Source organism: Brevundimonas sp. (assembly GCF_965278935.1).
Taxonomy (GTDB): domain Bacteria; phylum Pseudomonadota; class Alphaproteobacteria; order Caulobacterales; family Caulobacteraceae; genus Brevundimonas.
Genome location: NZ_OZ257124.1, coordinates 1637907 through 1660470 on the forward strand (window position 1 = coordinate 1637907; position 22564 = coordinate 1660470).

A 22564-nucleotide genomic window follows, 5' to 3' on the forward strand; every position below is an offset into this window, starting at 1 on the left:
AGGAAAACCTGGGCCTGTTTCCCTTATCGTGTGCCTGGATGGTCGCCGGGCTTGACCTGAACTCTCAAAGCCCTGGTCATGTCGAGGTAGGTCTCCGCCAGGGCCTGGATTTCGTCCGCTCTCACACTCGACAGGTCGCGCGCCCGCGCTTCGGTCGTGGCAATCCGGCGGGGTTCCCGGAGTGAGCCTGAGAGCAGCGCCAACCAGTAGCCGTTCGAGTTCCTCTCGTTTCTCAGGCTGTCGATCAGAGGCTGGCGCGCGCGCGTGAGCTCATCCTCCGTCACTGGCCGCGCCTTCAGCTCGGCGACGATCGAAGACACCGCCTCGTGGAATGCGTCGTCCAGTTCGGGGCGAACGCTGGCCCGCGTGATGATGAAGCCGAACCCGGGAAAATGCTCGGACATGATGCTGCTGGCGGAAACGGAATAGGTCGCGCCCTGGTTCTCGCGCACTTCCTCCAGCTCGCGCCCCGTCAGAACCGCAGCCAGCAAATCCAGCGCCGTCGCACGCCGCGGATCGGCGTAGAAGTCGGTCGTCGGCCAGGCGATGACGCTCAGATTCTGGTCCGCCCGACCGGAGTGAGTGTAAACCTCATGCAGGTTCCCGGTCGGGAACCGCAGCCGATCCGCACCATGCTCAGCGACGGCCATGGTCGACGGCGGCAGGCTTCCGAGTGTCGGCGCGACCTGCTGGATCGCGTCCTCCACGGTGATGTCGCCGACGATGGTTATTTCGACCGGACCATGGCCCAACTGCTCTTTAATCAGGGCTGAAATATCGTCGTTGGTCACCGCCAGCGCTTCCTCCTGCGACGGCGTGCTGAACAACGGATTGTCACTGTAGAGATCCCCACGCGCCATCAAGGCGTAGACGCCGTCGGGAGAGGCGCGCCCGGCGTCATAGGAGGCCGGCAGACCGAGTTTGAGGCGGTCCAGCGCGTCCGGTCGAAAACCCGGATCGGTCATGAAGGCCGTCAGAACCTGCATCTGCACATCCAGATCGGCCTGGGTCGTCGCACCGCTGAGCGTCGTGGCGTCGTCGCCGATCGAGAATCCCAGTCCGTAGGTTTTTCCAGCCAGGGCTTCCGCGATGTCGTCACCGGAAATTTGACCGAGACCCCCGGCGCCAAGGCCCAGCCGACGGGCCATGAACAGGGTCGCCGCCTGATCGGGCCGCACGCCCGTAATGCCATTGCCCACCTTGACGGTGACGTAGATCGCGTCGTTCTCGAAATCCGTCTGTTTGACCGTCAGGACGACGCCGTTGGCAAATGTGACGCGCGTCGCATCGACGTCCGGCAGGGACTCGCGTGACACCACGGCGGTCGGCGTTCCGAACGTCGTATAGGGCCAGACTTCGCTCTGACGCGTGGCGATGGTGGTTACGGGAACCGACATCGCGGTGCGATAGGCTTCCAGCATCGCCGCCTCGTCGAAAGATCCGGCGGAACGTCCCTGGCGCCACAGCAGCGGCGCATCAGCCGGATTGATCCGGGCCAGCTCAGACCGGATGACTGCCAGCGTGATCCGTGGCATCCAGGACTTGATCTCGGCGAGGGTCTGCGAAGGGGACTGGAGAACGCGTTGCTGCGCCAGGGTCTCGACGATACGTCCCGCTATGACCTGGGTTTGCGTGGTCGCCGCCGACGCGACGCCTTCTGTGTAAGCGCGCTCGGCGTTCAACAGCACGCGTTCCAGTTCATCCTGGGTCGGGCCGTCGGCCAGATAGGCGCGCAATGTCGCCATCGCCTGCTCGAAGGCCGCGCGATCCTGCCCGGGTTTGGGGCTGATGTTCAGCGCGTTCAGACTTGCCGTCCGGGGAATGCCCTGTCGTTGGAAATTGGCTCCGGCGAAAGCCGTCTCCGGGGCGTTGGCCTGGCGTCCATAGCGTTCGTTCAGGATAGTGGTGGCGATCGCGAACAGGGCATCGTGAAAACTCGTTTCCCGAGTTTCCACGCCGTCGTCAGGAGGCCTGACCCAGGTCGCAGAGATCGTGTCGTTCAGGCCCTCAGCAATAAAGACCTTGGCCTGCGGCTGCGTCGGCGGCGTCGCCGAGCCGAAATCGGTGAGAGCATTGGACGACTGAGGCCCAGGCCGCCAGCTCGAAAAGCGGTCGCGAATCTCGGCTTCGACCCGATCAAGATCGACGTCCCCCACGACGATCAGGGTGGTGTATTCCGGGCGGTAGAAGTCGTTGTAGAATTGAACAAAAGCCGGCCTCTGCGCAGTTCTCAGAACATCGACCAGCCCGATGGGCATGCGCTCCGGGTACTTCGCGTCGGGCAGGAGTTGCTCCAGTTCCGCGGTGAAGGCGCGCATGGCCACGCTGGCCCGCGCACGTTCCTCGCTGAGCACGACGCCGCGTTCCCGATCGATGGCGTCGGGATCGAATGTGATCTCGCCGGCCGTTTCGCGCATCAGGAACAGGGCGTGATCGACGACCGGGTCTGCGACGGTCGGCAGGTTGAGCATATAGACCGTCTCGAAGAACGAGGTCGATGCGTTGGTATCGGCGCCGAACTGAAGGCCGTCGCGCTCGAGCAATCTGACCATCCCGCCCTCGGCTACATGGGTCGTGCCTTGAAACGCCATATGCTCGATGAAGTGGGCCAGTCCCCGCTGGTTTTCCTGCTCCATGATCGATCCGGCCTGGATCCTCATCCAGACGGATGCGGTCCCGGGCGGTGTGCCGTTCCGGTAGAGAATGTACCCCACGCCGTTGTCCAGGCGACCGAAACGAGCGGCCGGGTCGGCGGCGAGATCGCTCCGGGTCTGGGCGAAGACGACCGGTGGATTGACGACAGGCGTCGGGTCTGCGGCTCGGACCGGGGCAACCGTGATCGCAGAGTTGGCTATCGGCGCACAGGCGGCGGACATCATCAGCGCCCCCAGCGAAGCGCTCAGACAGAGGCGGGCGATGCTTTGCGATCGGGACATGGGGAGGCGACCTTCGTTCGAGGCATAAGCCGTCGTCCGCCCGTCAACGGGTCGGGGTCCCGGCAAGGATAGGGAAGTGACGTCCTAGGGCCGGCGATCGCCGACGATGACTAGCGGGCCCCAGCGGCGCACCGAGACGCCTCTGGTTTCATTGAGCGCATCCAGCCAGGCATCGACATGATCGAACTGGACCACCGCATTGACCCGTCGGGCGGCCAGAGCACGACTGGTCACGACGATGCGACCGGAATGGTATTCGTCGATCTGCGCGAGCACATCGCCCAGAGGCTTGCCTTCCGCCACATATAGACCGCGTCGCCAGGCGGAGATCACGGAGGGATCGACCGCCTGTTTTCGGCCCATGTCGTAGGGATTGAACGAGACCTGCTGGCCCGGCGTCAGGATGTCGGAACGCCCACCTGCGACGACCGCAACCACCCCGTGCTCGACGGCGACGTGTGTCGAGCGGCCATCGCGCTCGACCGAAAAACCCGTGCCGATGTCATGGATGGCGCCGCTGCCCGCCGTCACCGTGAACGGACGGGACGCGTCATGGACGACCTCGAAAAAGGCCTCGCCGCGAGCGAGTTCGATCGTCCGAGCGCCCGTCTCGGAGACATCCGCCTCCAGGGCGGTGCCGCCCTTCATATGGACGACGGATCCATCGGCCAGCGTCACCTCGCGGATCTCGCCCGGCTCGGTGTGGTACTCGTAGCGCCAGGTCGACATATACTGCGACGCCATCACAACGGCGACGAGGCCGGCCGCGATCTGACCCAATCGGACAGCCCATCCCGAAAAGCGGTCAGGCCGACGCAGCCCGGCGATCACGCGACGATAGGGAGTGTTTGGCGTCGATCCGGCAGCCGCCCCCAAACCGTCCCACATCGTCTCCATCTCGCGATAGATGCGGTCGTGATCAGGCGAGGCGGCGCGCCAGAATTCGAACTCGGCCAGCTCGCCCAGGCTCAGCGATCCGGAGGTCACACGGGCCATCCAGGCCGCGGCGGCGGCCTCGACCTCGGCGACAGGTTCGCCGGGAAATCGGATGATGTTGTCGGACGATCCAGCCACTATGTTTTCGTTTTTCCGTTCTTTGTCACTGTAAACGACCCGCCACCGCTTCGACCGCAATCTGCTTCATCATTCCGCCAGGCGGGTGCGGCAGTGCAGCAGGGCGCGCACCATGTACTTCTCGACCAGGCTTTGTGAGACGCCGAGTTCGGCCGCAATCCGCGCGTGCGACAGGCCATCGAAACGGCTCATCCTGAACACGGTCCGACATTTTTCGGGTAGTTCGGACAGAGCCGCCTCGACGCGCCGCAAGTCCTCGCGCGCCAGCATCCCGCGCTCGGAGGAGGGGGTCGATGTCGCCAGGGTGGCGCCCTCGTCCTGCAGAATCGCCCGGCGCCGCGCCTCGATCTTCAGATGGTCGAGCGATGCGTTCACCGCCGCGCGCAGAAAATAACGCTCGGCATCGGTTCGCGTCGGCAACACCGCCCGGATGGTGTCGATCTTGAAAAACATCTCCTGGGCCAGGTCGGCAGCCAGGGACAGCGAACCGGTCCGACGCGCGATCACCCGTTCCAGCCTGGGGCGCAGTTCAAGATAGAGATCGACCAGATCGTCCCGATCAAGCGCCACGGCTGAGCTCTTCGCGGACCGGAACATCGATGGCTATCGACCCCGCTTGTAGAAGCGAACGATGACCGAGAGCCGAATCCGCTCGCCGGTGATGTCTTCGGGCGGTGCAGGGAAGGGCGCGGCGCGGCGAACGGCATCCAGCGCGGCCTCATCCAGCAGGGCGAAGCCCCGGCTGTTGCGTATTCTCGCATCCAGCAACCGCCCGTTTCGGTCCAGCGTCATCAGGACGCTGACATTGTCCTCCTGATCCTGGCGCGCTGCCTGGCCGGGATAGCGTTTCGTCAACTCGATCCGGGCACGGACGCGTGCGTCCCAGACGTCTGATGCCGTCGCCCGGCCGGCGGAGGCCCCGCCGGTCAGGGGAGCGGTGTTTCGTTCGGCGGGTCTTAGGTCCGGTGCGGCGGCCTGGGTTGTGGCCGGTGCCGGCGGCAGTGGGGTCGAGTCCTCCGGACGCGGTCGCTCCTCGGTCCTCAACGGCAAGACGACCACCGGATTGAGGTTCGCCTGGCGAATCTCGGGCGGCGGGTCAAAGGGCAGTTCCTTGGGCTCGCGGGGTTTGGGCGGCGTCTGCTCGGGGGCCTCGACCTGCTGCGGCGTCGGCACATCGAGCATGGGTGCCGGAATGGCCGCTGGAGACGCCATCTCGACCGCGATGGCAGGCATCTCGTTGCTCAGATCCAGCGTCGGCGAGATCCGCACGAACAGCAGACCGATCGCCAGCAGATGGGCGCCCCCGACGATCGCCAGGGATCGGCCCCAGATTGGCCGATCCGAAATGTCCGGACTGAGGATCACGTCGCGTCGCCACCGTCGAGGCCGACCAGCGAGATCTTCAGATAACCCTGCGCGCGCAAGGCATCCATCGCTTCCATCAGGGCCTCATAGGGAATGGTCTTGTCCGCGCGAACGAAAATGCGGGCATCGTGATTCCCGTCGGAGCGTGCATCGATCGCCGCCCCCAGCGCCGCGCGATCGATGGCCCGGTCGCCGATATACCAGCTGCGGTCCGGCTGGATCGACATCACGATCGGCTCGGCGGGAGCGGGCTGGGCCTCCGCGCTGGAGACCGGAAGATCCAGCGGAACGTCGACCGTCGCCAGCGGGGCCGCCACCATGAAGATGATCAGCAGGACGAGCATGATGTCGATGAACGGCGTGACATTGATCTCCGCCGAAACGGGAAAATCATCACCCTCGTTGTCGTGATGGATATGGAAGGCCATCGTCGATCAGCCCTTGTCCTGCGTGCGGTCGATCTCGCGCGCGGCGAGACAGAGCACGGCGGCGCTGGCGTCTCCGACTTCGCCGACATAGGTCGCCAGAGCCCGCGCAAAGACATTGTACATGATGCCCGCAGGGATGGCCGCGACCAGTCCGATCGCCGTGGTCAGCAGGGCCTCGGCGATGCCCGGGGCGACGACGGCCAGATTGGTCGTCTGTGACTGGGCGATGCCGATGAAGGCGTTCATGATGCCCCAGACCGTGCCGAACAGGCCGACGAAGGGCGCGCTGGACCCCACGATGGCCAGGATGCCGACTCCGCGCCCGGCATGGCGACGGACGGCGGCATGGAGCCGATCAAGCCGGAGCGCAATACGGTCCTTCACGCCCTCGCCCGGAGTCGAAACGCCGCTACGCCCGGACGCCGCGATCTCGTCTTCGGCACTGACGATCATGTCCGACACCGGGCCAAAACCCGTATCCCCGATCGAGGCGATGTCCGGCGCAGCGATGAGTTTGCGCATCGCCGCCTGCAGCCGACGACGCTGCCCCTTCAGCTCCGCCCATTTCATCAATCCGATCGTCCAGGTGATGACCGAAGCGACAAGCAGACTGATGATGACCGCCTGAACGACCACGTCGGCCGCCATGAACATTCCCACGGGGGAAAGATCATGCCCCTGCGTGAAGGCGGACCCCATCGGATCGACAAAGTCGATCCTGGGCATGGCCGGCGCCGCTGACGCCGACGAGGCTGTCAACGCCGCCGCCGGGGCAAGCTGCAGGGCGCTGGAAATCTTGTGACGCTTCATCGACGAAACAACTCTTCTCGAGATTTGATTATGGGGCGGAGTTTGGAAATGGAGGTCGCCGTCCGGAGCGCGAACCCGTTCCAGACGGCGACCGGTTGCGATCACCACCTGGCGCGCAGGGAGACCATGAAGCTTCTCGGCTCTATGTAGTAATTATAGCCGTATGTATTTTGGTTGGGGTTGGTATCGTAAGTATTCACGTCACTCAGGTTTTCGCCGTTCAGGCCAATCTCGACGCGATCCGTCAGCCTGTATCCAATGCGCGCGGAGTAGGTCGCGTAGGCGTCCGTGGTATATTCAAGCGGGACAAACGGCCTGGAATAGTCGCAAGCCGCCTGGGCGCTATCGAGTGTGCAGACAAAGCCCCGGAAGAAGGCGCTCGATTGCCACTGTACACCGCCACCGAAGATGAATCGGTCGAACCGGCCTTCCTGAGGCCGGTAGCTGACCCAGCTCTTGAACAGATTGCGGGGCGTGTAGCTGCTCTTGCGCCGGTCGGTTTGACCGCCGTTTTCGACCAGGCGGTTGTCGTTATAGGTGTACCCCAGTGAAACCTGCAGACCGGGGATGACTTCGCCCGCCACCTCTACGTCGACGCCTTCGCTGGTGTAGTCTCTGACGATGGGGCTGGTGCCGACACAGACCTGATTATAGTCGGGCGGCGGGTAGCTGCAGTTTGCGGTGACGAAGCCGTTCTGTTCGGTGCTGTAGGCAGCCAGCGAAGCGTTCAGTCTCCCGCTTGGGCTCTCCCACTTCAGCCCGGCTTCCTGGTTGAAGCCGGTGATGGGCGGCAGGGGTTCGTCAGGCAGGGACGCTCGCGCATTGTCCTGCGTCTGAGGCCTGTAGATCGACTGATAGGTCGCATAGGCGGTGAAGTTGCTCAGGAAGTCATAGGTCAGGCCGATCGTCGGATCCTGGAAGCTGCGTTCCCTGATCTTGCCGCGGGTGACGATGGTGTTCGGCGTGCTCGGATCGAAGTCGGAATCTTCCCTGGACGTGACGTTGTCGAGGAAGGAGTTCCACCTCAGTCCGACCGTAGCGTTCAGATTGTCGATCAACTCGAGGTTCAGGTTCGCATAGGCGGAGTAGATATTACGTCTGCCCTTGACCGAGGCGTATTCAGGCTCGCCACCCGGCCTCGGCGGTTCAGTGTAGGAGCCGGGGTCGAAGGCGAAGATGTTGGGGATCGAGCGGCTCGGGTAGAAGAGCGTTTCGCCTCCGTCAGAGTTGATGGCCTGCGAACTGGCCCCGACCACAATCCCCTGTTCCCGACCGAAGAGGTTGAACTTGCCGGAAGTCGAGAAATCGACGGCCAGTTGTCGAACCGGGTTTCGGGTGAAATATCCCGAAAGGCTACCCGAGGGGGCCGTGGACGACGGGAATATGGCTGCGCCGCTGGTGTAGTACAGGGCCTCTGTGTCCTGATCGCCATAGTTGATGTTCAGCCGTGACGACCAGTTCTCGCTGAAGCTATGGTCCACGGTGGCGAAGACTTCCGTGCGATCGACATCGTCGTACGAGAACGGCACGCAAAAACAGGTCGATCTCGGGAAGTCGATCGCCGTGCCGTCCTGATAACGCGGCAGCCCGCCGTTGTTCGGGATGTTCCGTTCACGGATGTAGTTGGCGCCGACGGTCAGCAGCGTCTCGGGGGTCAGATCGTAGTCGACGACGCCATAGACGGACGTCTTGTGCCCTTCCGCCACGTCGTAGAAATAGTCCCGGTCCGTACGGGCCGCGACGAAACGCCCCCGCAGCCTGCCGTCGTCGGTCAGGGGGCCGGTGATGTCGAACTGTTCGCGGAAGTTGTTCCAGGATCCGATCGCCTGGTCGTAGGTGATCTGGTTGTGGTCCAAAGGCTTCTTGCGGATCAGGTTGATGGTGCCGCCTGGATCCCCGTAGCCGCCGAACAGGCCCTCTGCGCCGCGCACCAGCTGGATGCTGTCATACTGGGACATATCAAGGATGGGCCGGTTGTTGATCCCGGTCAGCAGGGGCGCTCCACCGTCGACGGTGTAGGTTTCGATCGCGAACCCTCTGGAAAAGAACTGGAACTCCTCCGAGTTGCCGGCGGTCGTGACCGTCACGCCGGTGATCTTTTCCAGAATGTCCCTCGCTGTGATCAGGCCCTGATCCTGAATCTGTTGGGAGGTGATCACGCTGACCGAGGCCGCGGTCTCTCTCAGGGTCTGGGGGATTTTCGAGGCGATCGCGACCGCGCCGGTGGTGTAGCTGCCCGTGCCTTCGGTGGCCTGTACGTCACGCGAGCCGTTCACTCCGTTGATCGGGGAGGCCACGTCTCCGAAAGGCATCAGGCCGGCGACGCCTTCCACATTGACGATCCCGACCTCCCTCACGCCGTCGTCGGGCCCCGCGGCCGTACCTGCGGCTGTGGTCCCGGTGATGATCGCCGTGCGATCGCCCGAGAACTGGAAGCTGAGCCCCGATCCGGCCAGCACGGAGGCCAGGGCGGCGCGCGTCGTCATCGTTCCGGACACGGCCGGAGCCGTCTTTCCGTCCGTGATGCGGGTGTCATAGACCAGTTGCAGACCCGAGACTTCGGCCAGCTGGCGCAGCGCATCGGACAGGCTCCGGGACGTGATCGAGACGGAAATCTCCCGATCTCCGCCGGCGCTCTGTGCGCTTGCCGACGTGACCGCGACCGACGACGCGGCCACAGCCAGCGCCATCATTGCACCGCGCATGAACAGTGCATTCTTCTTGCGTGACATCCGAAACCCCCTTGTGTGCTGGGCCTATCCCCAAGCCCTCGATAAGGAAACGACGGTGGACCTCCGTGACCGCAACGGGATTGTCACTTTTCCGTAGTGACCACGACTTGCAGCTTGTTTGGCGATCGGTCGCTGCCGTCGAACAGCCACGGACTTGCACAGGGCCAGAACGTCGGCGCCGAACTACAGCGTATTCAGCGGCAGTCTGAGATAGCGCCGACCGTCTACGTCGGGAGGCGGCAAGCCTCCGGCCCGGATGTTCACCTGCATCGCAGGCAGGATCAACGCGGGCGTATCAAGCGTCGTATCCCGGGCCTCGCGCATCGTCACGAAGGCGTCCTCCGTCACGCCGCGTCGGACATGGATGTTGGCGTGTCTTTGCTCGGCGACGGTCGTCTCGAACCGATAGTCGCCACGCCCCTTCGGCAGATAGTCGTGGCCGACGAACATCCGGGTTTCGCCCGGAAGATCGAACAGTCTCTGTATTGACCGATAGAGGGTCCGTGCGTCGCCGCCGGGAAAGTCGGTCCGCGCCGTCCCAAAGTCGGGCATGAACAGGGTATCGCCCGTGAACACCGCATCTCCGATGCGATAGCTCACGCAGGCGGGCGTGTGGCCCGGCGTATGGATCACCTCGACCGTCAGCGATCCCAGGATGAAGACGTCACCATCGCCGTAGAGGTGATCGAAGGCCGTTCCATCCGGGGTCACGTCGCCCGCATTGAAAAGGGGCGCAAAGGTCGATTGCACCTTGGTGATCTGGTCGCCGATGCCGATCGCCACCCCCTGTTCGACCCTCAGATGATCTGCGGCGGTCAGGTGATCGGCGTGGGCGTGCGTCTCCAGAACCAGGCCCAGAGTGAGCCCCTTCGCCTTGAGCGCGGTCGTGACCGCATCGACCGAGCGGGTCGATGTCCGCGCCGTACCGGGATCGTAATCGAGGACCGGATCGATGATGGCGGCGATGCCTGTCGTCGGGTCGCTGACCAGATAGGTCACGGTGTGGGTTACGGGGTCGAAAAACCCCCGGACGTCAGGATGCTGGACCATACGAGGCTCCCTTCAGGGTCTCAATACATTAGATATTGCTTATTTAGCAAATGAGAATATATCGACATCATGATCGACCTCGACGCCATCGGACTCGAACGCTTTCAGGCCAGCGCCGGCGAGGCGGCGGGTCTGCTTCGCGCCCTGTCCAACGAGAAGCGGCTGATGATCCTGTGCCAGCTCGGGGACCGGGAGATGGCGGTCGGCCAGATGCTGCCTCTGGTCGGGCTTTCCCAGTCGGCCCTGTCCCAGCATCTCGCGAAGCTGCGGGACGAGCGGCTGGTGTCGACCCGGCGTGACGGCACCACGATCTTCTATCGCATCGCCGAGCCGGCGGTCCTCAAGGTCATCGCCGTCCTGGCCGAAATCTATTGTCCTCCCCTGTCCTTCGAAAAGGTGTGAACCGATGCCGATCCTGACCGCCCTGAAGCCTGCCGATGTCGCGGCCCGCCTGAAGGCCAGGTCCGCGGTCCTGATCGACATTCGCGAGCCCGACGAGTTCCCCCGGGAACATGTGCCGGGCGCCATCCATGCGCCGTTGTCGAGCTTCGATAGGGTCGCGCTGACGGTCCCGGATGATTGCGACGTGATCTACACCTGTCGGACGGGCAACCGGACCGGCGTCCACTGCGATCGTCTGGCCGCTCGCGTGTCGAACCCGGCCTTCGTCCTAGAAGGGGGGCTCGACGCGTGGAAGGCGCAAGGGTTGGCGATCAAAGCCGATGCGTCGAAGCCCATCGAACTGATGCGTCAGGTGCAGATGACCGCCGGAGGCCTGATCCTGATCGGTGCGGCCCTCGGTCTGCTCATCCATCCCGCATTCTGGGGTCTCTCGGCCTTCGTCGGCGCGGGGCTGTTCTTCGCGGGGGCTACGGGATTTTGCGGCATGGCGAAGGTTCTCGGCGCGATGCCCTGGAACAGGACCACATTGAAGGCCGGATGAGGCCATGACCACGGATCTGGTTTCACTGCTTCTGGCGACGTTGAGCGGAGGCGTCGTGGCGCTTCTGCTGACGCTGTTCGGCGGCGGTGGGTCGGTCCTGGCGGTTCCGCTCCTGCTCTACGTCGTGGGCGTCGATGATCCACACGTGGCCATCGGCGTCTCGGCCGCGGGGGTCTCCCTGAACGCCCTGACGGCGCTGGCCGGGCACGCAAGCGCAGGGCGGGTCCGTTGGCCGTGTGCGACCTTGTTCGCCGTGACCGGAGCGACGGGCGCCTGGATCGGCTCATCGCTCGCCAAGAGGATCGACGGGCATCAGCTTCTGCTGATCTTCGCCTTCGCCATGGCGGCGGTGGGTCTGTCGATGCTGCGTCCCAAGGTCGTCCTTGCCCGCGCCGAGCCGAGACTGAACTGGGCCATGTCCCCGCGCGTCGGTCTGGCGGGCGCGAGCGTCGGATCGGCCGCGGGCTTCTTCGGCATCGGCGGGGGCTTTCTGATCGTACCGGGTCTGATGGCGTCCACGGGCATGAGCCTGGCCACCGCCCAAGCGACATCCTTGCTTAGCGTGGCGGCGTTCGGCGCCACGACGGCGGGCAACTATGCCCTGTCGGGGTGGGTCGATCCGGGTCTGGTCGCGGGAATGGCCTTGGGCGGCGTGGTGGGCACGATCGGGGGCCTGCCTGTCGCCCGGCGACTTGGAACGAACGCCATGCTCGGGCGCAGGCTCTTTGCGGGCCTGATCCTCTGCGTCGCGGCCTATGTCGCCTTGCGGGCTGTAACCTGAGCCTGGACCGGCCATGCCGAGGCCAGACCGACGGCGAGCATGTCGAACACGGTTCGGACTTTCAGACTCGTGCGAAGATCCCGGTGGGTCACCAACCAGACAGGGAAGGCGAGAGGCGGGAGGTCCGGCAGCAGTCGCCGCATGGTCGGATCGGCGTCTCCGACGCGCAGGGTCATTATTCCCACGCCCGCTCCGGCCCTGACCAGAGCCCATTGCGCCAGATGAGAGTCGGACACGATCCGCATTTGCTGCTCGGAGATCGGAAAGCCCAGCTCGCGCAGACCCTTCAGGAGCCAGTTCTGGCCCGGGTAGCCGATCATGTCGACGCCCTCCATATCTGCAGGCCTGACTGGCGTCGGGTGGCGTGAAAGCCAGTCCAGCGATGCGAAGAAGCCACCCTCGTCGGACGCTAGCCGCTTCACGATCAGATCGGGATGCTCGGTCGGATAGCTGCGGATGGCGATGTCGGCTTCGCGCCGCCTCAGGTCGGTGCGGTCATTGGCGACGACGATCTCGATCGTGAGGGCCGGATGCCGTCTGGTGATTTCGGCCACGACATCGGGCAACAGGGTCGTGGCGTAGACATCGCTTGCGGCGACAGCCACCGACCCCTGGAGGGTCTGGGTGCGACCGTCGGCCGCCAGGCTGGTGCGCGAGGCGGCCTCGCCCATGCCGCGGACATGATCCAGCAGTTCCAGACCGGCGTGAGTCAGGACAAGGCCTCGCCCGGCGCGCTCGAACAATACGACGCCGAGGGTCTGTTGCAGGGCCTCGACCTGCCGGCTCAGCGTGGGCTGACTGAGTTCCAGCGCCGCGGCGGCACGCGACAGGGAGCCGAGATCGGCCGTTGCGAGGAAGGCTCTCGCATGGTTCCAGTCGAAGCGAAGGGACCGCCAGTCGATACGTTCTTGCATAGGTCTGCTTCACGCGTGGTGCTGGTGAAAGCAAGCGGGGCGAAGGCATCGTCACGGCAGGGAGCCGTAGCCATGTCGATCTTCTCCTATAAATTCCGCCCGACTGCGAACGACGCGACGCGCGCCAGGTCGGGCTGGCGTTCCGGGATCGTCACGCTGTCAGCGATCGTCTTCGTGGTGTTGATTCCGATGCTGGAGATGAATGAGACCCATCTGCTAAGCCCGGACTGGCCCGCCCATGCCCGCTTTCATGAGGCCTGGCAGCTTTTGACCAATGCCGGGCTGGCGGTTCTGGCGCTCTGGCTGGCCGTTGCGCGTGGACGAGAACGACTGGCCGCAGGTCTGAGCCTGACCATCGCAGGATCTCTGATCCTCGCCTCGGCCCTCGAAGGTCTGTACGGCGGGGCCATCTCGCGCCCGGGAGGCGACGGTCATCAGCTGTTCGGACTGAGTGCGCCCATGCTGATCATGCTGACGCTGGCGACCGCCCTGCTGATAGCGGTCTGCCCCAAGCGGCGTCGACCTATCCATCTATGAATGACTGTATTCCGTTCCCGGACGGTCTCATCGGCGTCGTGAAACGCTAGAGCTTGGGTCCGCCCACCGCGACCAGGGTCGCAGCCGGGCCGCACGGATGGTCCATGCGGAGCTGGCGGCGCGATCGGCAAGCCAGACCGAGTACGAGCGTGATCGACAGACAAGATCAGACCCCGGGAGAAAGCCCCTTCATTGCGACGCGGCCGGACGCTGGCCGGCGCGGTGCGCCAGGAGCCGACGGCGTGCTGACGGCGTCTACGATCTTCTGGTTTGTCGTCGCGGTGACGGGGCAGGCGTTCTTCGCGATCTACATCGCGCTGTTCTACGGGGGCACGTCCTTGCGAGGAGACCTTCAGGCCTGGAACGAGGTTGTTCCCGGCCGGGTGGTCGCCGGCGATACGGTCGGCCTGTTCGCCATGGCGGCCCACGTCGCGCTGGCGTTCGTCGTCACGACCGCTGGTCCGCTTCAACTGATCCCGGCCCTGCGGGAGCGAATGCCCGGACTGCATCGCTGGACCGGGCGAGCTTATGTCGTCCTGGGTTTCATCATCGGCCTCGGCGGCCTTTACCTGATCTGGGGGCGTCGCGAGGCGGACGATACACTCCTGGGATCGTCGCCTCTCACGTTGAACGCGCTGCTGATCATGGGATTCGCCTGGATGACGGTCAGGAACGCCATGGCGCGACGGATCGACGTTCATCGGCGTTGGGCCCTGCGGTTGTTCCTCGCGATGAGCGGCGTCTGGTTCCTCAGGGTCGGCGTCATGATGTGGATCCTGACGATCGGAACCGAAGGTCTGGGGGAGCGGCTCGAAGGACCGGTCGGCACATTCCTCAAGTTCGCCTGCTACCTCTTCCCGTTGCTCGTCCTCGAGCTCTATTTCGCGGTCCGGCGCCAGCGGTCGGCCGCGCCGAAGTGGGCGATGGCCGCGTTGATGGCGGTGCTCACCCTGCCCATGGCGGCGGGGATCGGCATGGCGGCTATGGTGTTCTGGCTCCCGAATATCTGAGGGCGAGGCGTTGGATCGGCTCCGGCGACCAAGGTCGAGGGCCTTTCGGGATCGACGCGCTGTTGGCTCGACTGCGCGGTGACCTGGGCCAGGTCTGCGTCGACCCGTCGTCCGGGCGTAGAAAGTCCGCGCTCACCCCGCCGATGACGCCGCCCCATTTCGCCCATTTCGTTTGCGCATGATCTGAGGAGGGGCGACAGTGAACGCCTTCTTCCAGGCTGAGCTATGACAACGACGCCCCTGCCGCCCAGACACTATCCGACGCCACGCGCGAAGTGCGCCGATCTGGTCGTGCATCTGACCGGGCTGGCCTTCGCACTGTTCGGCGGCGGAGTGCTGCTGGGTCTGTCGGTGGCGCGGGGCGATCTGGGACTGGTCGTCGCGGTCGGGGTCTATGCGCTCGGCATGCTGGCCATGCTGGGGTTCTCGACGGCCTATAACTTCGCCAAGCCGCAGTGGCGGCCGCTGCTGCGTCGGCTGGATCACGCCGGCATCTTCCTGATGATCGCGGGCTCCTATACCCCCTTCACGACCCACAACCTGACCGGGGCCTGGGCCTGGGCGATGACCGGCACGGTCTGGGGCCTGGCCTTGCTGGGCGCCGTGGGCAAGCTGTTTCTGCCGGGCATCGGCAAGGGCCTGTGGGTCGCGATCTACATGGCGCTCGGCTGGCTGGTGGTCATCGCCTTCCAGCCGATGGTGGCCCACGGCTCCTGGATCGCCCTGATGCTGCTGGCCATCGGCGGCGCTCTCTACATGACCGGCGCGGTCTTCTACGTGCGCAAGAAGCTCAAGTGGTTCCGGGCCATCTGGCACGGCCATGTCGTGGCCGCCGCCAGCGTGCACTGGGCGGCCGTGCTCGTCGGCGTGGTCCTGACCGCCAACCACTAGGCCGCCCTAGGGCCTTCGATACCTCAGCGCATCGACCAGCGCCGTGAAGGCCGGCGTCGGCTGGCGGCGGCTGGGGTAGTAGAGGTGATAGCCAGGGAAGGGCGGGGACCAGTCTTCCAGCACGCGGACCAGTCGCCCGTCCGCGACCGCCTCCGTGATCTGGTCGTCCATCACGATGGACAGGCCCAGCCCCGACAGCGCCGCCGAGACCACCAGGTCCATGTCGTTGACGATCAGGGGGCCGTCGACGCGGACGTTCAGCGGCCGTCCGTCCTTCTCGAACTCCCAGACATAGAGGCCGCCGCGCGTCGGCAGACGCAGGTTGATGCAGGCGTGAGCCGTAAGGTCGTGCGGCGTCTGTGGGACCGGTCGTGCGGCAAAATAGGCGGGCGACCCCACGACGACCATCCGCATGTCCGGTCCGATCGGCACGGCGATCATGTCCTCGGCCAGATGCTCGCCGAGTCGCACACCGGCGTCGAACCGCCCTTCGGCCAGATCGATCATCCGGTAGTCGGTGGCGATCTCGACCCGGACGTCGGGATAGAGGGGCAGGAACCGCTCCAGCACCGGCCACAGCACCGTCTGGGCCGCGTGTTCGCCTGATGTGATGCGGATGGTTCCCGAGGGCCGGTCGCGAAGGGCGCTCAGCGCCTCGATCCGCGCATCGATGCCGTCGAAGGCGGGACGCAGGGCCTCGCTCAGACGTTCTCCGGCCTCGGTCGGGGTCACGCTGCGGGTCGTGCGGATCAGAAGGCGCAGCCCCAGTCGCGCCTCCAGCCGCCGGATCGTGTGGCTCAGCGCCGACTGCGACAGGCCCAGTCGCGCCGCCGCGCGTGTAAAGCTGCGCTCCTCGGCCACGGCCAGGAAGGCGGCGAGGTCGCCGAGCTCGTCCCGCTTCATTCATGATCTCCATTCATAGGATCATGCCGATCATAGCGGGTAATCGGGCGGCCGGTCGCGGCCTATCTTGCCGTCATCGACGGTGAGGGCTTCAGGCCTTCGCCGCGCCAGCCGTGAAGGATCGCCCCATGAAGACCATCGGATACGCCGCCCAGTCCACCACGACCCCGCTGGCGCCATGGGAGTTCGATCGTCGCGAACTGCGCGCCAACGATGTGGCCATGGAGATCCTTTACAGCGGCGTCTGCCACTCCGACCTGCACCAGGCGCGCAACGACTGGGGCTGGTCGTCCTATCCGGTGGTGCCGGGCCACGAGATCATCGGCGTCGTCACCGCCGTCGGCTCCGACGTGAAGAAGTTCAAGGAAGGCGACCGCGTCGGCGTCGGCTGCATGGTCGACAGCTGCCAGCACTGCGACCAGTGCGACAAGGGCGAGGAGCAGCTCTGCCGCCACGGCAACACCCAGACCTACAACGGCAAGGACCGGATCACGGGCGAGCCGACCTACGGCGGCTATTCCAAACATCTGGTGGTGCGTGAGGAGTTCGTCCTGTCGGTGCCGGACGCGCTGGACATCACCAAGGCTGCGCCTCTGCTTTGCGCCGGCATCACGACCTGGTCGCCGCTGAAGACCTGGGGGGTCAAGGCCGGCAGCCGCGTCGGCGTCATCGGCCTGGGCGGCCTCGGCCACATGGCGGTCAAGCTGGCCGCCGGTCTCGGCGCTCACGTCACGGTGCTGAGCCGCACCGCCGACAAGGAGGCCGATGCGAAGGAGCTCGGCGCGCACGAACTGCTGGTTTCGTCCGACAAGGCGGCGATGAAGGCGGCGGCCAACAGCCTCGACCTGATCATCGACACCGTGCCGGTGAAGCACGACCTCAACCCCTATATGCCGCTGCTCGACATCGACGGGACCCTGGTCATCGTCGGTCAGCTGGGCCCGATGGACGAGATGTCGACCCTGCCTCTGCTGATGGCCCGTCGCCGCGTCTCCGGCTCGCCGATCGGCGGCATCCGCGAGACCCAGGAGATGCTCGACTTCTGCGCCGAGAAGAACATCCATCCCGACGTCGAGATGATCCGCATGGACGAGATCAACCACGCCTTCGACCGGATGGAGAAGTCCGACGTCCGCTACCGCTTCGTCATCGACATGGCCTCGCTGGACGCGCCTGCGGCCTGATCTTCGACGACGCCTTTTTCCCCAAGGACTGACATCATGAAAACCCGTATTCTCGGAGCCTCCGGTCTGGAGGTCTCCGCCATTGGTCTCGGCTGTATGGGACTGAGCTTCGGCTATGGCCCGGCGACGGACACGAAGACCGGCGTCAGCCTGATCCGCGCCGCCGTGGACAAGGGCGTGACCTTCTTCGATACCGCCGAGGTCTACGGTCCCTGGGCCAATGAGCTCATTGTCGGCGAGGCGCTGGAACCCGTGCGCGACCAGGTCCGGATCGCCACCAAATTCGGTTTCGATATCGGCGACGACGGTGAGCGTCGAGGCGGGCTGAACAGCCGGCCCGAGCGCATCCGTCAGGTGGCGGAAGCTTCGCTGAAGCGGCTGCGCACCGACCGCATCGACCTGTTCTACCAGCACCGCGTCGATCCCTCCGTGCCCATGGAGGATGTGGCCGGGACGGTCCGCGACCTGATCGCAGAGGGCAAGGTCAAGCATTTCGGCCTGTCGGAGGCCGGCGTCGACGCCATCCGTCGCGCCCATGCGGTGCAGCCGGTGGCGGCCCTGCAGAGCGAATACTCCCTGTTCTGGCGCGAGCCGGAGGCGGAAATTCTGCCCCTGCTGGAAGAACTCGGAATCGGCTTCGTGCCGTTCAGCCCCTTGGGCAAAGGCTATCTGACCGGGGCGATCACGCCTCAGACGACCTTCGGCGCCGATGACTTCCGCGCCAGCGTGCCCCGGTTCGACGCCGACAACCTGAACGCCAACTTCGCCTTGGTCGAACAGCTCAAGCTCATCGCCGCCGACAAGGGCGCGACGCCCGCCCAGATCGCTCTGGCCTGGTTGCTGGCGCGCAAGCCCTGGATCGTGCCCATCCCCGGCACGACCAAACTGCATCGGCTGGAGGAGAATCTTGGCGGCGCCGAGGTCGAGCTGACGGCGGCCGACCTTCAGGCCATCGAGGACCGGCTGGGCGATATCCCCCTGACCGGGGAGCGCTACACCCCGGCCGCCCAAGCCATGATCAACCGCTGACCTGACGCCTGTCCAAAGCTTCATCTTCGCCGCCCCAATCCCGCCTCAATCCGCTACAAATGTAGCGCTACAAATGTAGCGTCAATACAGGAGTGCGGGCGATGATCGAGGGGCTGCCGAGGCGGGAGCGAGAGGTGTTCGAACTCCTCTGTCGTCTGGAGGTCGCGACCGCCGCCGCCGTGCGTGCGGCCATGCCCGATACATTGAGCGATTCCGCCGTGCGGACCCTGCTGAAGCGACTGGAAGATCGCGGGCTGGTGTCGCGGGCGGCGGGCGGGGACGGGTTCGACTATCGGCCCGTTCCCCGCACTGAGACCGTCGCCGCCGGCGCACTGAAGCGGATGGTCGACACCTTCTTCGCCGGGTCCGCCGCCAGTGCCGCCACGGCCCTTCTGGGCATGGGTGAGCCGCTGAAGCCCTCCGAGATCAAGGCGCTGGAAAAGCTGCTCGACGCCGCGCGGGAGCGGGACCGGTGAGCGCCGCCCTTCTGGTCGCCCTTCTGGCCAAGTCGTCGGTCGTCGCGGCCCTTGGCCTCGCCCTGTCGGCCACCGTCGCCCGTCGCGCCGAGGACCGGGTCGATGTGCTGCGCGCCACCGTCTGCATCCTGTTGGCCCTGCCGACATTGATGACCTTCGGCCCGGCGCTGAGCCTCGCCCTGCTGCCCGCGACCGCTCAGGCCGCCACGCCGCTGGCCCTGTGGAGCGGCGACCTGCATCCTGTGGAGGGTGTGACCGTCTCCGGCGCCCTGTTGTTGCCGTCGCTGGGACAGACGCTTGCGCTCGTCTGGACCGTCGGCGCCCTGATCGTCGCCGGCCGGTTCGCTCTCGGGGTCTGGACCCTCTCGCGTTGGACCGAGGCGGGCAAGCCGGTGAAGGCCGAGATCTGGACCGAGGCCCTGCGCACGTTCGCGCCCACCGCCCGTCCGGAACTGAAATCCAGCGACCGGATCACCAGCCCGCTGAGCTGGGGCCTTCCCCCCGGCGCGGTCCTGATCGACCCGGCCACTCTCTCGCGTCCCCAGACGGCCGCCGCCGTCATGGCCCACGAGGTGGCCCACATCCGCCGTCGCGACTGGCTGTTCCTCGTCCTGTCGCGTCTGACCCTCGCCCTGTTCTGGTTCAATCCCTTGGTCTGGGTGCTGCACCGCAGCCTGATCGAACACTCCGAGGAGGCGGCCGACGCCGTCGCCGTCGGACAGGTGGATCGTCACGCCTACGCCCGCGCCCTGATCGGCCTCGCCGCCGCCTCGGGCCCGCAAACTCCCACATTGGCCGCGACCGCGATGGCGGGCGACGGCCGTTTCTTGACCCGAAGGATTGCTGCTCTCATGACCGACAAGTCCCCCGCACGTCGCCCCGTCGTCATCCTGACCGCCGTCGCCGCCCTGGCCGCCGTGGCCACCCCGATCGCCGCTCTGGAGCTGCATTCCCGCGCGCCTCAAGCCGTCCACGCCGTCTTCGCGCCGGTTTCCCCCGCTTCGGCCGCCGTCATCGCCCAGGTCGCCCCTGCCGAGCCCCGCGCCGCCGCCGCCGTCGCTCCGACCGCAGAAACTCGCACGGGCTTCTTCAACCTGGCCGCCTTCGGTTTCCCGGCCCCTAAGCCGCCCGCGCCGCCCGCGCCGCCGTCCCTGATCGCTCCGCCCGCGCCTCCGGCTCCGCCCGCGCCCGTCGGCATGGTCGCGCCTCCGGCTCCCCCGGCGCCGCCGGCCCCGCCCGCGCCTTCGGCCTCCGGCCGCCAGCATGTCCACATCTATAACGGCCGCAACTGGGAGGATCTGACCCCGGAGGAACGTGAGCGCGCCGAGGAAGCTCTTCAGGACGCCGCCGAAGCCCGCCAGGCCGCGACCGAAGCCCGTCTTCAGGCCGATCAGCATCGCCGCACCGCCGAAATCGCCCGTCGCCAGGCGGACCGTGAGCGCATGCAGGCCGACCGGGCTCGCCAACAGGCCGGCGCCGCCCGGTTCGCCGCCGACCAGGCTCGCGCCGCCGGCGAGCATGCCCGCGCGATCGGCCTCGCCCACGCCGCCGAGGGCCGCGCCACCGCCGACCGCGCTCGCGCTCACGCCATGGCGGCGGCCCGCGAGGCCCGCGCCGACGCTCGGGTCAACATGCGCGCCGGCGTCGTCAACATGCGTCGCGGCGCCGAACAGCTGCGGCAGGAGAGCCGCCGTCTGGAGGACCCGGTCTACCGCGCCCGCCAGATCCGCGAGAACGCCGCCCGCGGCAACACGGTGACCGACGCCGAACTGATCGCTGCGGGTCGCCGGATGCCCGCACAGGCCGCCGAGATGGAGCGGAACGCCGACGAACTGGCCGCTCGGGCCGAAGATCAATGATCCGACGGGCGGTTCGACGCACGCCACGCTGATGGCCGCGCCGGACCGCCTCGTCTAGGGTCCACGGGAATCGACAAGAGACCCGAATGGCCCGCACTCCGACGACCTCCGCTGCGACCCCGCGTCCCCGGAAACCCCGCGCGATCAAGGCGGCGCCCGGCGTCGCCGTCCCGGATGCGGTCGAACCGACGCCCGGCCCGCCCGCGAAGAAGCCGATCTGGACCCACCTCTATTTCCAGGTGCTGGTCGCCATCGGTCTCGGCGCCCTGATCGGCCATTTCTGGCCGAGCTTCGGCGAAAGTCTGAAACCCCTCGGCGACGCCTTCATCAAGCTGGTGAAGATGATCATCGCCCCGGTGATCTTCCTGACCGTCGCCCTGGGCATCGCCCACCTGAGGGATCTCGGAAAGGTCGGAGCCGTCGCCGCCAAGGCCTTCGCCTATTTCCTGACCTTCTCGACTCTGGCCCTCGTGGTCGGCCTGATCGTCGCCAATGTGGTGCGGCCCGGCGCCGGCATGAACGTCGATCCGGCCACCCTCGATCAGGGTCTGGTCCAGGGCTACAGCGCCGCGGCCCACGACAGCACCATCGTCGGCTTCCTGATGAACATCATCCCTGACACGGTCGTGGGGGCCTTCGCGGGCGGCGCCATTCTTCAGGTGCTGTTCTTCGCCATCCTGTTCGGCATCTCTCTGGCCGCCATCGGCGAGCGGGCGCGGCCGGTGATGACCTTGCTGGAAAGCACGTCCGAGGCCTTCTTCAAGCTGGTGGCGATCCTGATGAAGGCCGCGCCCATCGGGGCCTTCGGCGCCTTCGCCTTCACCATCGGCCGCTACGGCATCGAGTCGGTGATCAGCCTCGCGGCCCTCGTCGCCACCTTCTACCTGACCTCGGCCCTGTTCGTGGTCGTGGTTCTGGGCGCCGTCGCCCGGGTCAACGGTTTCTCGATCTTCAAACTGATCCGCTACCTGAAGGAGGAGTTGCTGCTGGTCCTCGGCACCTCGTCGTCCGAGGCGGCTCTGCCCAGCCTGATCGACAAGATGGAGAAGGCCGGGTGCGACAAGCCGGTGGTCGGTCTGGTCGTGCCGCTGGGCTATTCGTTCAACCTCGACGGCACCAACATTTACATGACCCTGGCGGCCCTGTTCATCGCCCAGGCCTGCGGCATCGACCTGACCCTGGGTCAGCAGGTCCTGCTTCTGGGTGTCGCCATGCTGTCGTCCAAGGGTGCGGCGGGCGTGACCGGCGCCGGTTTCATCACCCTGGCCGCGACCCTGGCCGTGGTGCCGACCGTGCCGATCGCGGGCATCGCCCTGATCCTCGGCGTCGACCGGTTCATGAGCGAGTGCCGGGCGCTCACGAACTTCATCGGCAACGCCGTCGCGACCATCGTCGTGGCGCGCTGGGAAGGCGGGCTGGATCGCGACCGGCTGGATGCGGCGCTGGCGGGTGCGCCGACGGCCGTCAACATCGGCTCAAGGGAAACCGACGCGGACTGACCACGCTTCTCGTACCGTGCATCCCGCGAAAGCGGGGATGCACCGAAGCTGCACTGATCGAAGGAAATAATTCCTCTCACGACCTTGCGCCCCGCGACAGCATCGCCATTTCACCAGAACGGTCTTTGACACGTCGCACCCAC

The 22564-nt window shown here is 65.9% G+C and carries 21 protein-coding genes; 11 read left to right on the forward strand and 10 right to left on the reverse strand.

Translation table 11 applies throughout. The annotated features are described in order from the left end of the window. Positions 1-23: 23 nt before the first annotated feature. The 8 genes from ACQY68_RS08045 to ACQY68_RS08080 form a co-directional block, all read right to left on the reverse strand. Positions 24-2936 (reverse strand): M16 family metallopeptidase, encoded by a 2913-nt coding sequence (locus tag ACQY68_RS08045; protein WP_428152515.1) that lies wholly within the window; start codon positions 2934-2936, stop codon positions 24-26. 84 nt (positions 2937-3020) lie between these two features. After that, on the reverse strand, positions 3021-4010 hold the full coding sequence (locus ACQY68_RS08050) for a FecR family protein (RefSeq protein ID WP_428152516.1): 990 nt from the start codon (positions 4008-4010) through the stop codon (positions 3021-3023). Positions 4011-4079: 69 nt separating this feature from the next. Next, positions 4080-4580, reverse strand: a complete 501-nt coding sequence (locus ACQY68_RS08055) for an RNA polymerase sigma factor (protein ID WP_428152517.1) — start codon at positions 4578-4580, stop codon at positions 4080-4082. 33 nt (positions 4581-4613) lie between these two features. Beyond that, positions 4614-5375, reverse strand: a complete 762-nt coding sequence (locus tag ACQY68_RS08060) for a TonB family protein (RefSeq protein ID WP_428152518.1) — start codon at positions 5373-5375, stop codon at positions 4614-4616. Then, the gene (gene exbD, locus ACQY68_RS08065) at positions 5372-5803 is read right to left on the reverse strand and encodes a TonB system transport protein ExbD (RefSeq protein WP_428152519.1); all 432 of its coding nucleotides are present in this window, start codon (positions 5801-5803) and stop codon (positions 5372-5374) included. Before exbD ends, ACQY68_RS08060 begins: the two co-directional genes overlap by 4 nt. Positions 5804-5809: 6 nt before the next feature. Next, the gene (gene exbB / locus ACQY68_RS08070; protein ID WP_428152520.1) at positions 5810-6613 is read right to left on the reverse strand and encodes a tonB-system energizer ExbB; all 804 of its coding nucleotides are present in this window, start codon (positions 6611-6613) and stop codon (positions 5810-5812) included. A 101-nt stretch (positions 6614-6714) separates the two neighbouring features. After that, positions 6715-9318 carry a TonB-dependent siderophore receptor gene (locus tag ACQY68_RS08075; RefSeq protein ID WP_428152521.1) on the reverse strand — a complete coding sequence of 868 codons (2604 nt, stop codon included), beginning with the start codon at positions 9316-9318 and terminating at the stop codon, positions 6715-6717. 210 nt (positions 9319-9528) lie between these two features. Then, entirely contained in the window at positions 9529-10395 is an 867-nt protein-coding gene (locus tag ACQY68_RS08080; protein ID WP_428152522.1) for an MBL fold metallo-hydrolase, read from the reverse strand. 69 nt (positions 10396-10464) lie between these two features. Between ACQY68_RS08080 and ACQY68_RS08085 the strand changes: the two genes are divergently transcribed. Genes ACQY68_RS08085 through ACQY68_RS08095 form a run of 3 tightly spaced genes read left to right on the forward strand, consistent with a single transcriptional unit; the run spans position 10465 to position 12119 of the window. After that, positions 10465-10797 (forward strand): ArsR/SmtB family transcription factor, encoded by a 333-nt coding sequence (locus tag ACQY68_RS08085; RefSeq protein ID WP_428152523.1) that lies wholly within the window; start codon positions 10465-10467, stop codon positions 10795-10797. A 4-nt stretch (positions 10798-10801) separates the two neighbouring features. Next, entirely contained in the window at positions 10802-11338 is a 537-nt protein-coding gene (locus ACQY68_RS08090) for a rhodanese family protein (RefSeq protein ID WP_428152524.1), read from the forward strand. Positions 11339-11342: 4 nt separating this feature from the next. Next, entirely contained in the window at positions 11343-12119 is a 777-nt protein-coding gene (locus tag ACQY68_RS08095; RefSeq protein WP_428152525.1) for a sulfite exporter TauE/SafE family protein, read from the forward strand. Here ACQY68_RS08095 and ACQY68_RS08100 read toward each other — a convergent pair. Then, positions 12092-13033 (reverse strand): LysR family transcriptional regulator, encoded by a 942-nt coding sequence (locus ACQY68_RS08100; RefSeq protein WP_428152526.1) that lies wholly within the window; start codon positions 13031-13033, stop codon positions 12092-12094. The genes ACQY68_RS08095 and ACQY68_RS08100 overlap by 28 nt on opposite strands. A gap of 72 nt (positions 13034-13105) precedes the next feature. On the opposite strand from ACQY68_RS08100, the gene ACQY68_RS08105 reads away from it, so the two are divergent. From ACQY68_RS08105 to trhA, 3 genes are all read left to right on the forward strand, one after another. Further along, on the forward strand, positions 13106-13570 hold the full coding sequence (locus ACQY68_RS08105) for a DUF6640 family protein (protein ID WP_428152527.1): 465 nt from the start codon (positions 13106-13108) through the stop codon (positions 13568-13570). Between the two features lie 104 nt (positions 13571-13674). Further along, positions 13675-14580: a DUF2306 domain-containing protein gene (locus ACQY68_RS08110; RefSeq protein WP_428152528.1), complete on the forward strand. Its 906-nt coding sequence runs from the start codon at positions 13675-13677 to the stop codon at positions 14578-14580. Positions 14581-14805: 225 nt separating this feature from the next. After that, positions 14806-15471, forward strand: coding sequence for a PAQR family membrane homeostasis protein TrhA (trhA, locus tag ACQY68_RS08115; protein ID WP_428152529.1), 666 nt, complete (start codon positions 14806-14808; stop codon positions 15469-15471). A 6-nt stretch (positions 15472-15477) separates the two neighbouring features. On the opposite strand, the gene ACQY68_RS08120 is transcribed toward trhA, so the two are convergent. After that, positions 15478-16374 carry a LysR family transcriptional regulator gene (locus tag ACQY68_RS08120; protein WP_428152530.1) on the reverse strand — a complete coding sequence of 299 codons (897 nt, stop codon included), beginning with the start codon at positions 16372-16374 and terminating at the stop codon, positions 15478-15480. A gap of 128 nt (positions 16375-16502) precedes the next feature. Here ACQY68_RS08120 and ACQY68_RS08125 point away from each other — a divergent pair, with 128 nt between their 5' ends. From ACQY68_RS08125 to ACQY68_RS08145, 5 genes are all read left to right on the forward strand, one after another. Next, entirely contained in the window at positions 16503-17558 is a 1056-nt protein-coding gene (locus ACQY68_RS08125) for an NAD(P)-dependent alcohol dehydrogenase (protein WP_428152531.1), read from the forward strand. 36 nt (positions 17559-17594) lie between these two features. Next, positions 17595-18587 carry an aldo/keto reductase gene (locus ACQY68_RS08130; RefSeq protein ID WP_428152532.1) on the forward strand — a complete coding sequence of 331 codons (993 nt, stop codon included), beginning with the start codon at positions 17595-17597 and terminating at the stop codon, positions 18585-18587. A gap of 101 nt (positions 18588-18688) precedes the next feature. After that, a complete protein-coding gene (locus ACQY68_RS08135; protein ID WP_428152533.1) occupies positions 18689-19063 on the forward strand; it encodes a BlaI/MecI/CopY family transcriptional regulator in 375 nt (124 codons plus the stop codon). Further along, complete coding sequence (locus tag ACQY68_RS08140) at positions 19060-20922, forward strand: M56 family metallopeptidase (protein ID WP_428152534.1); 1863 nt, start codon at positions 19060-19062, stop codon at positions 20920-20922. The genes ACQY68_RS08135 and ACQY68_RS08140 overlap by 4 nt, the downstream gene beginning before the upstream one ends. 86 nt (positions 20923-21008) lie before the next feature. Continuing rightward, a complete protein-coding gene (locus tag ACQY68_RS08145; RefSeq protein WP_428152535.1) occupies positions 21009-22421 on the forward strand; it encodes a dicarboxylate/amino acid:cation symporter in 1413 nt (470 codons plus the stop codon). Positions 22422-22564 lie beyond the last annotated feature (143 nt).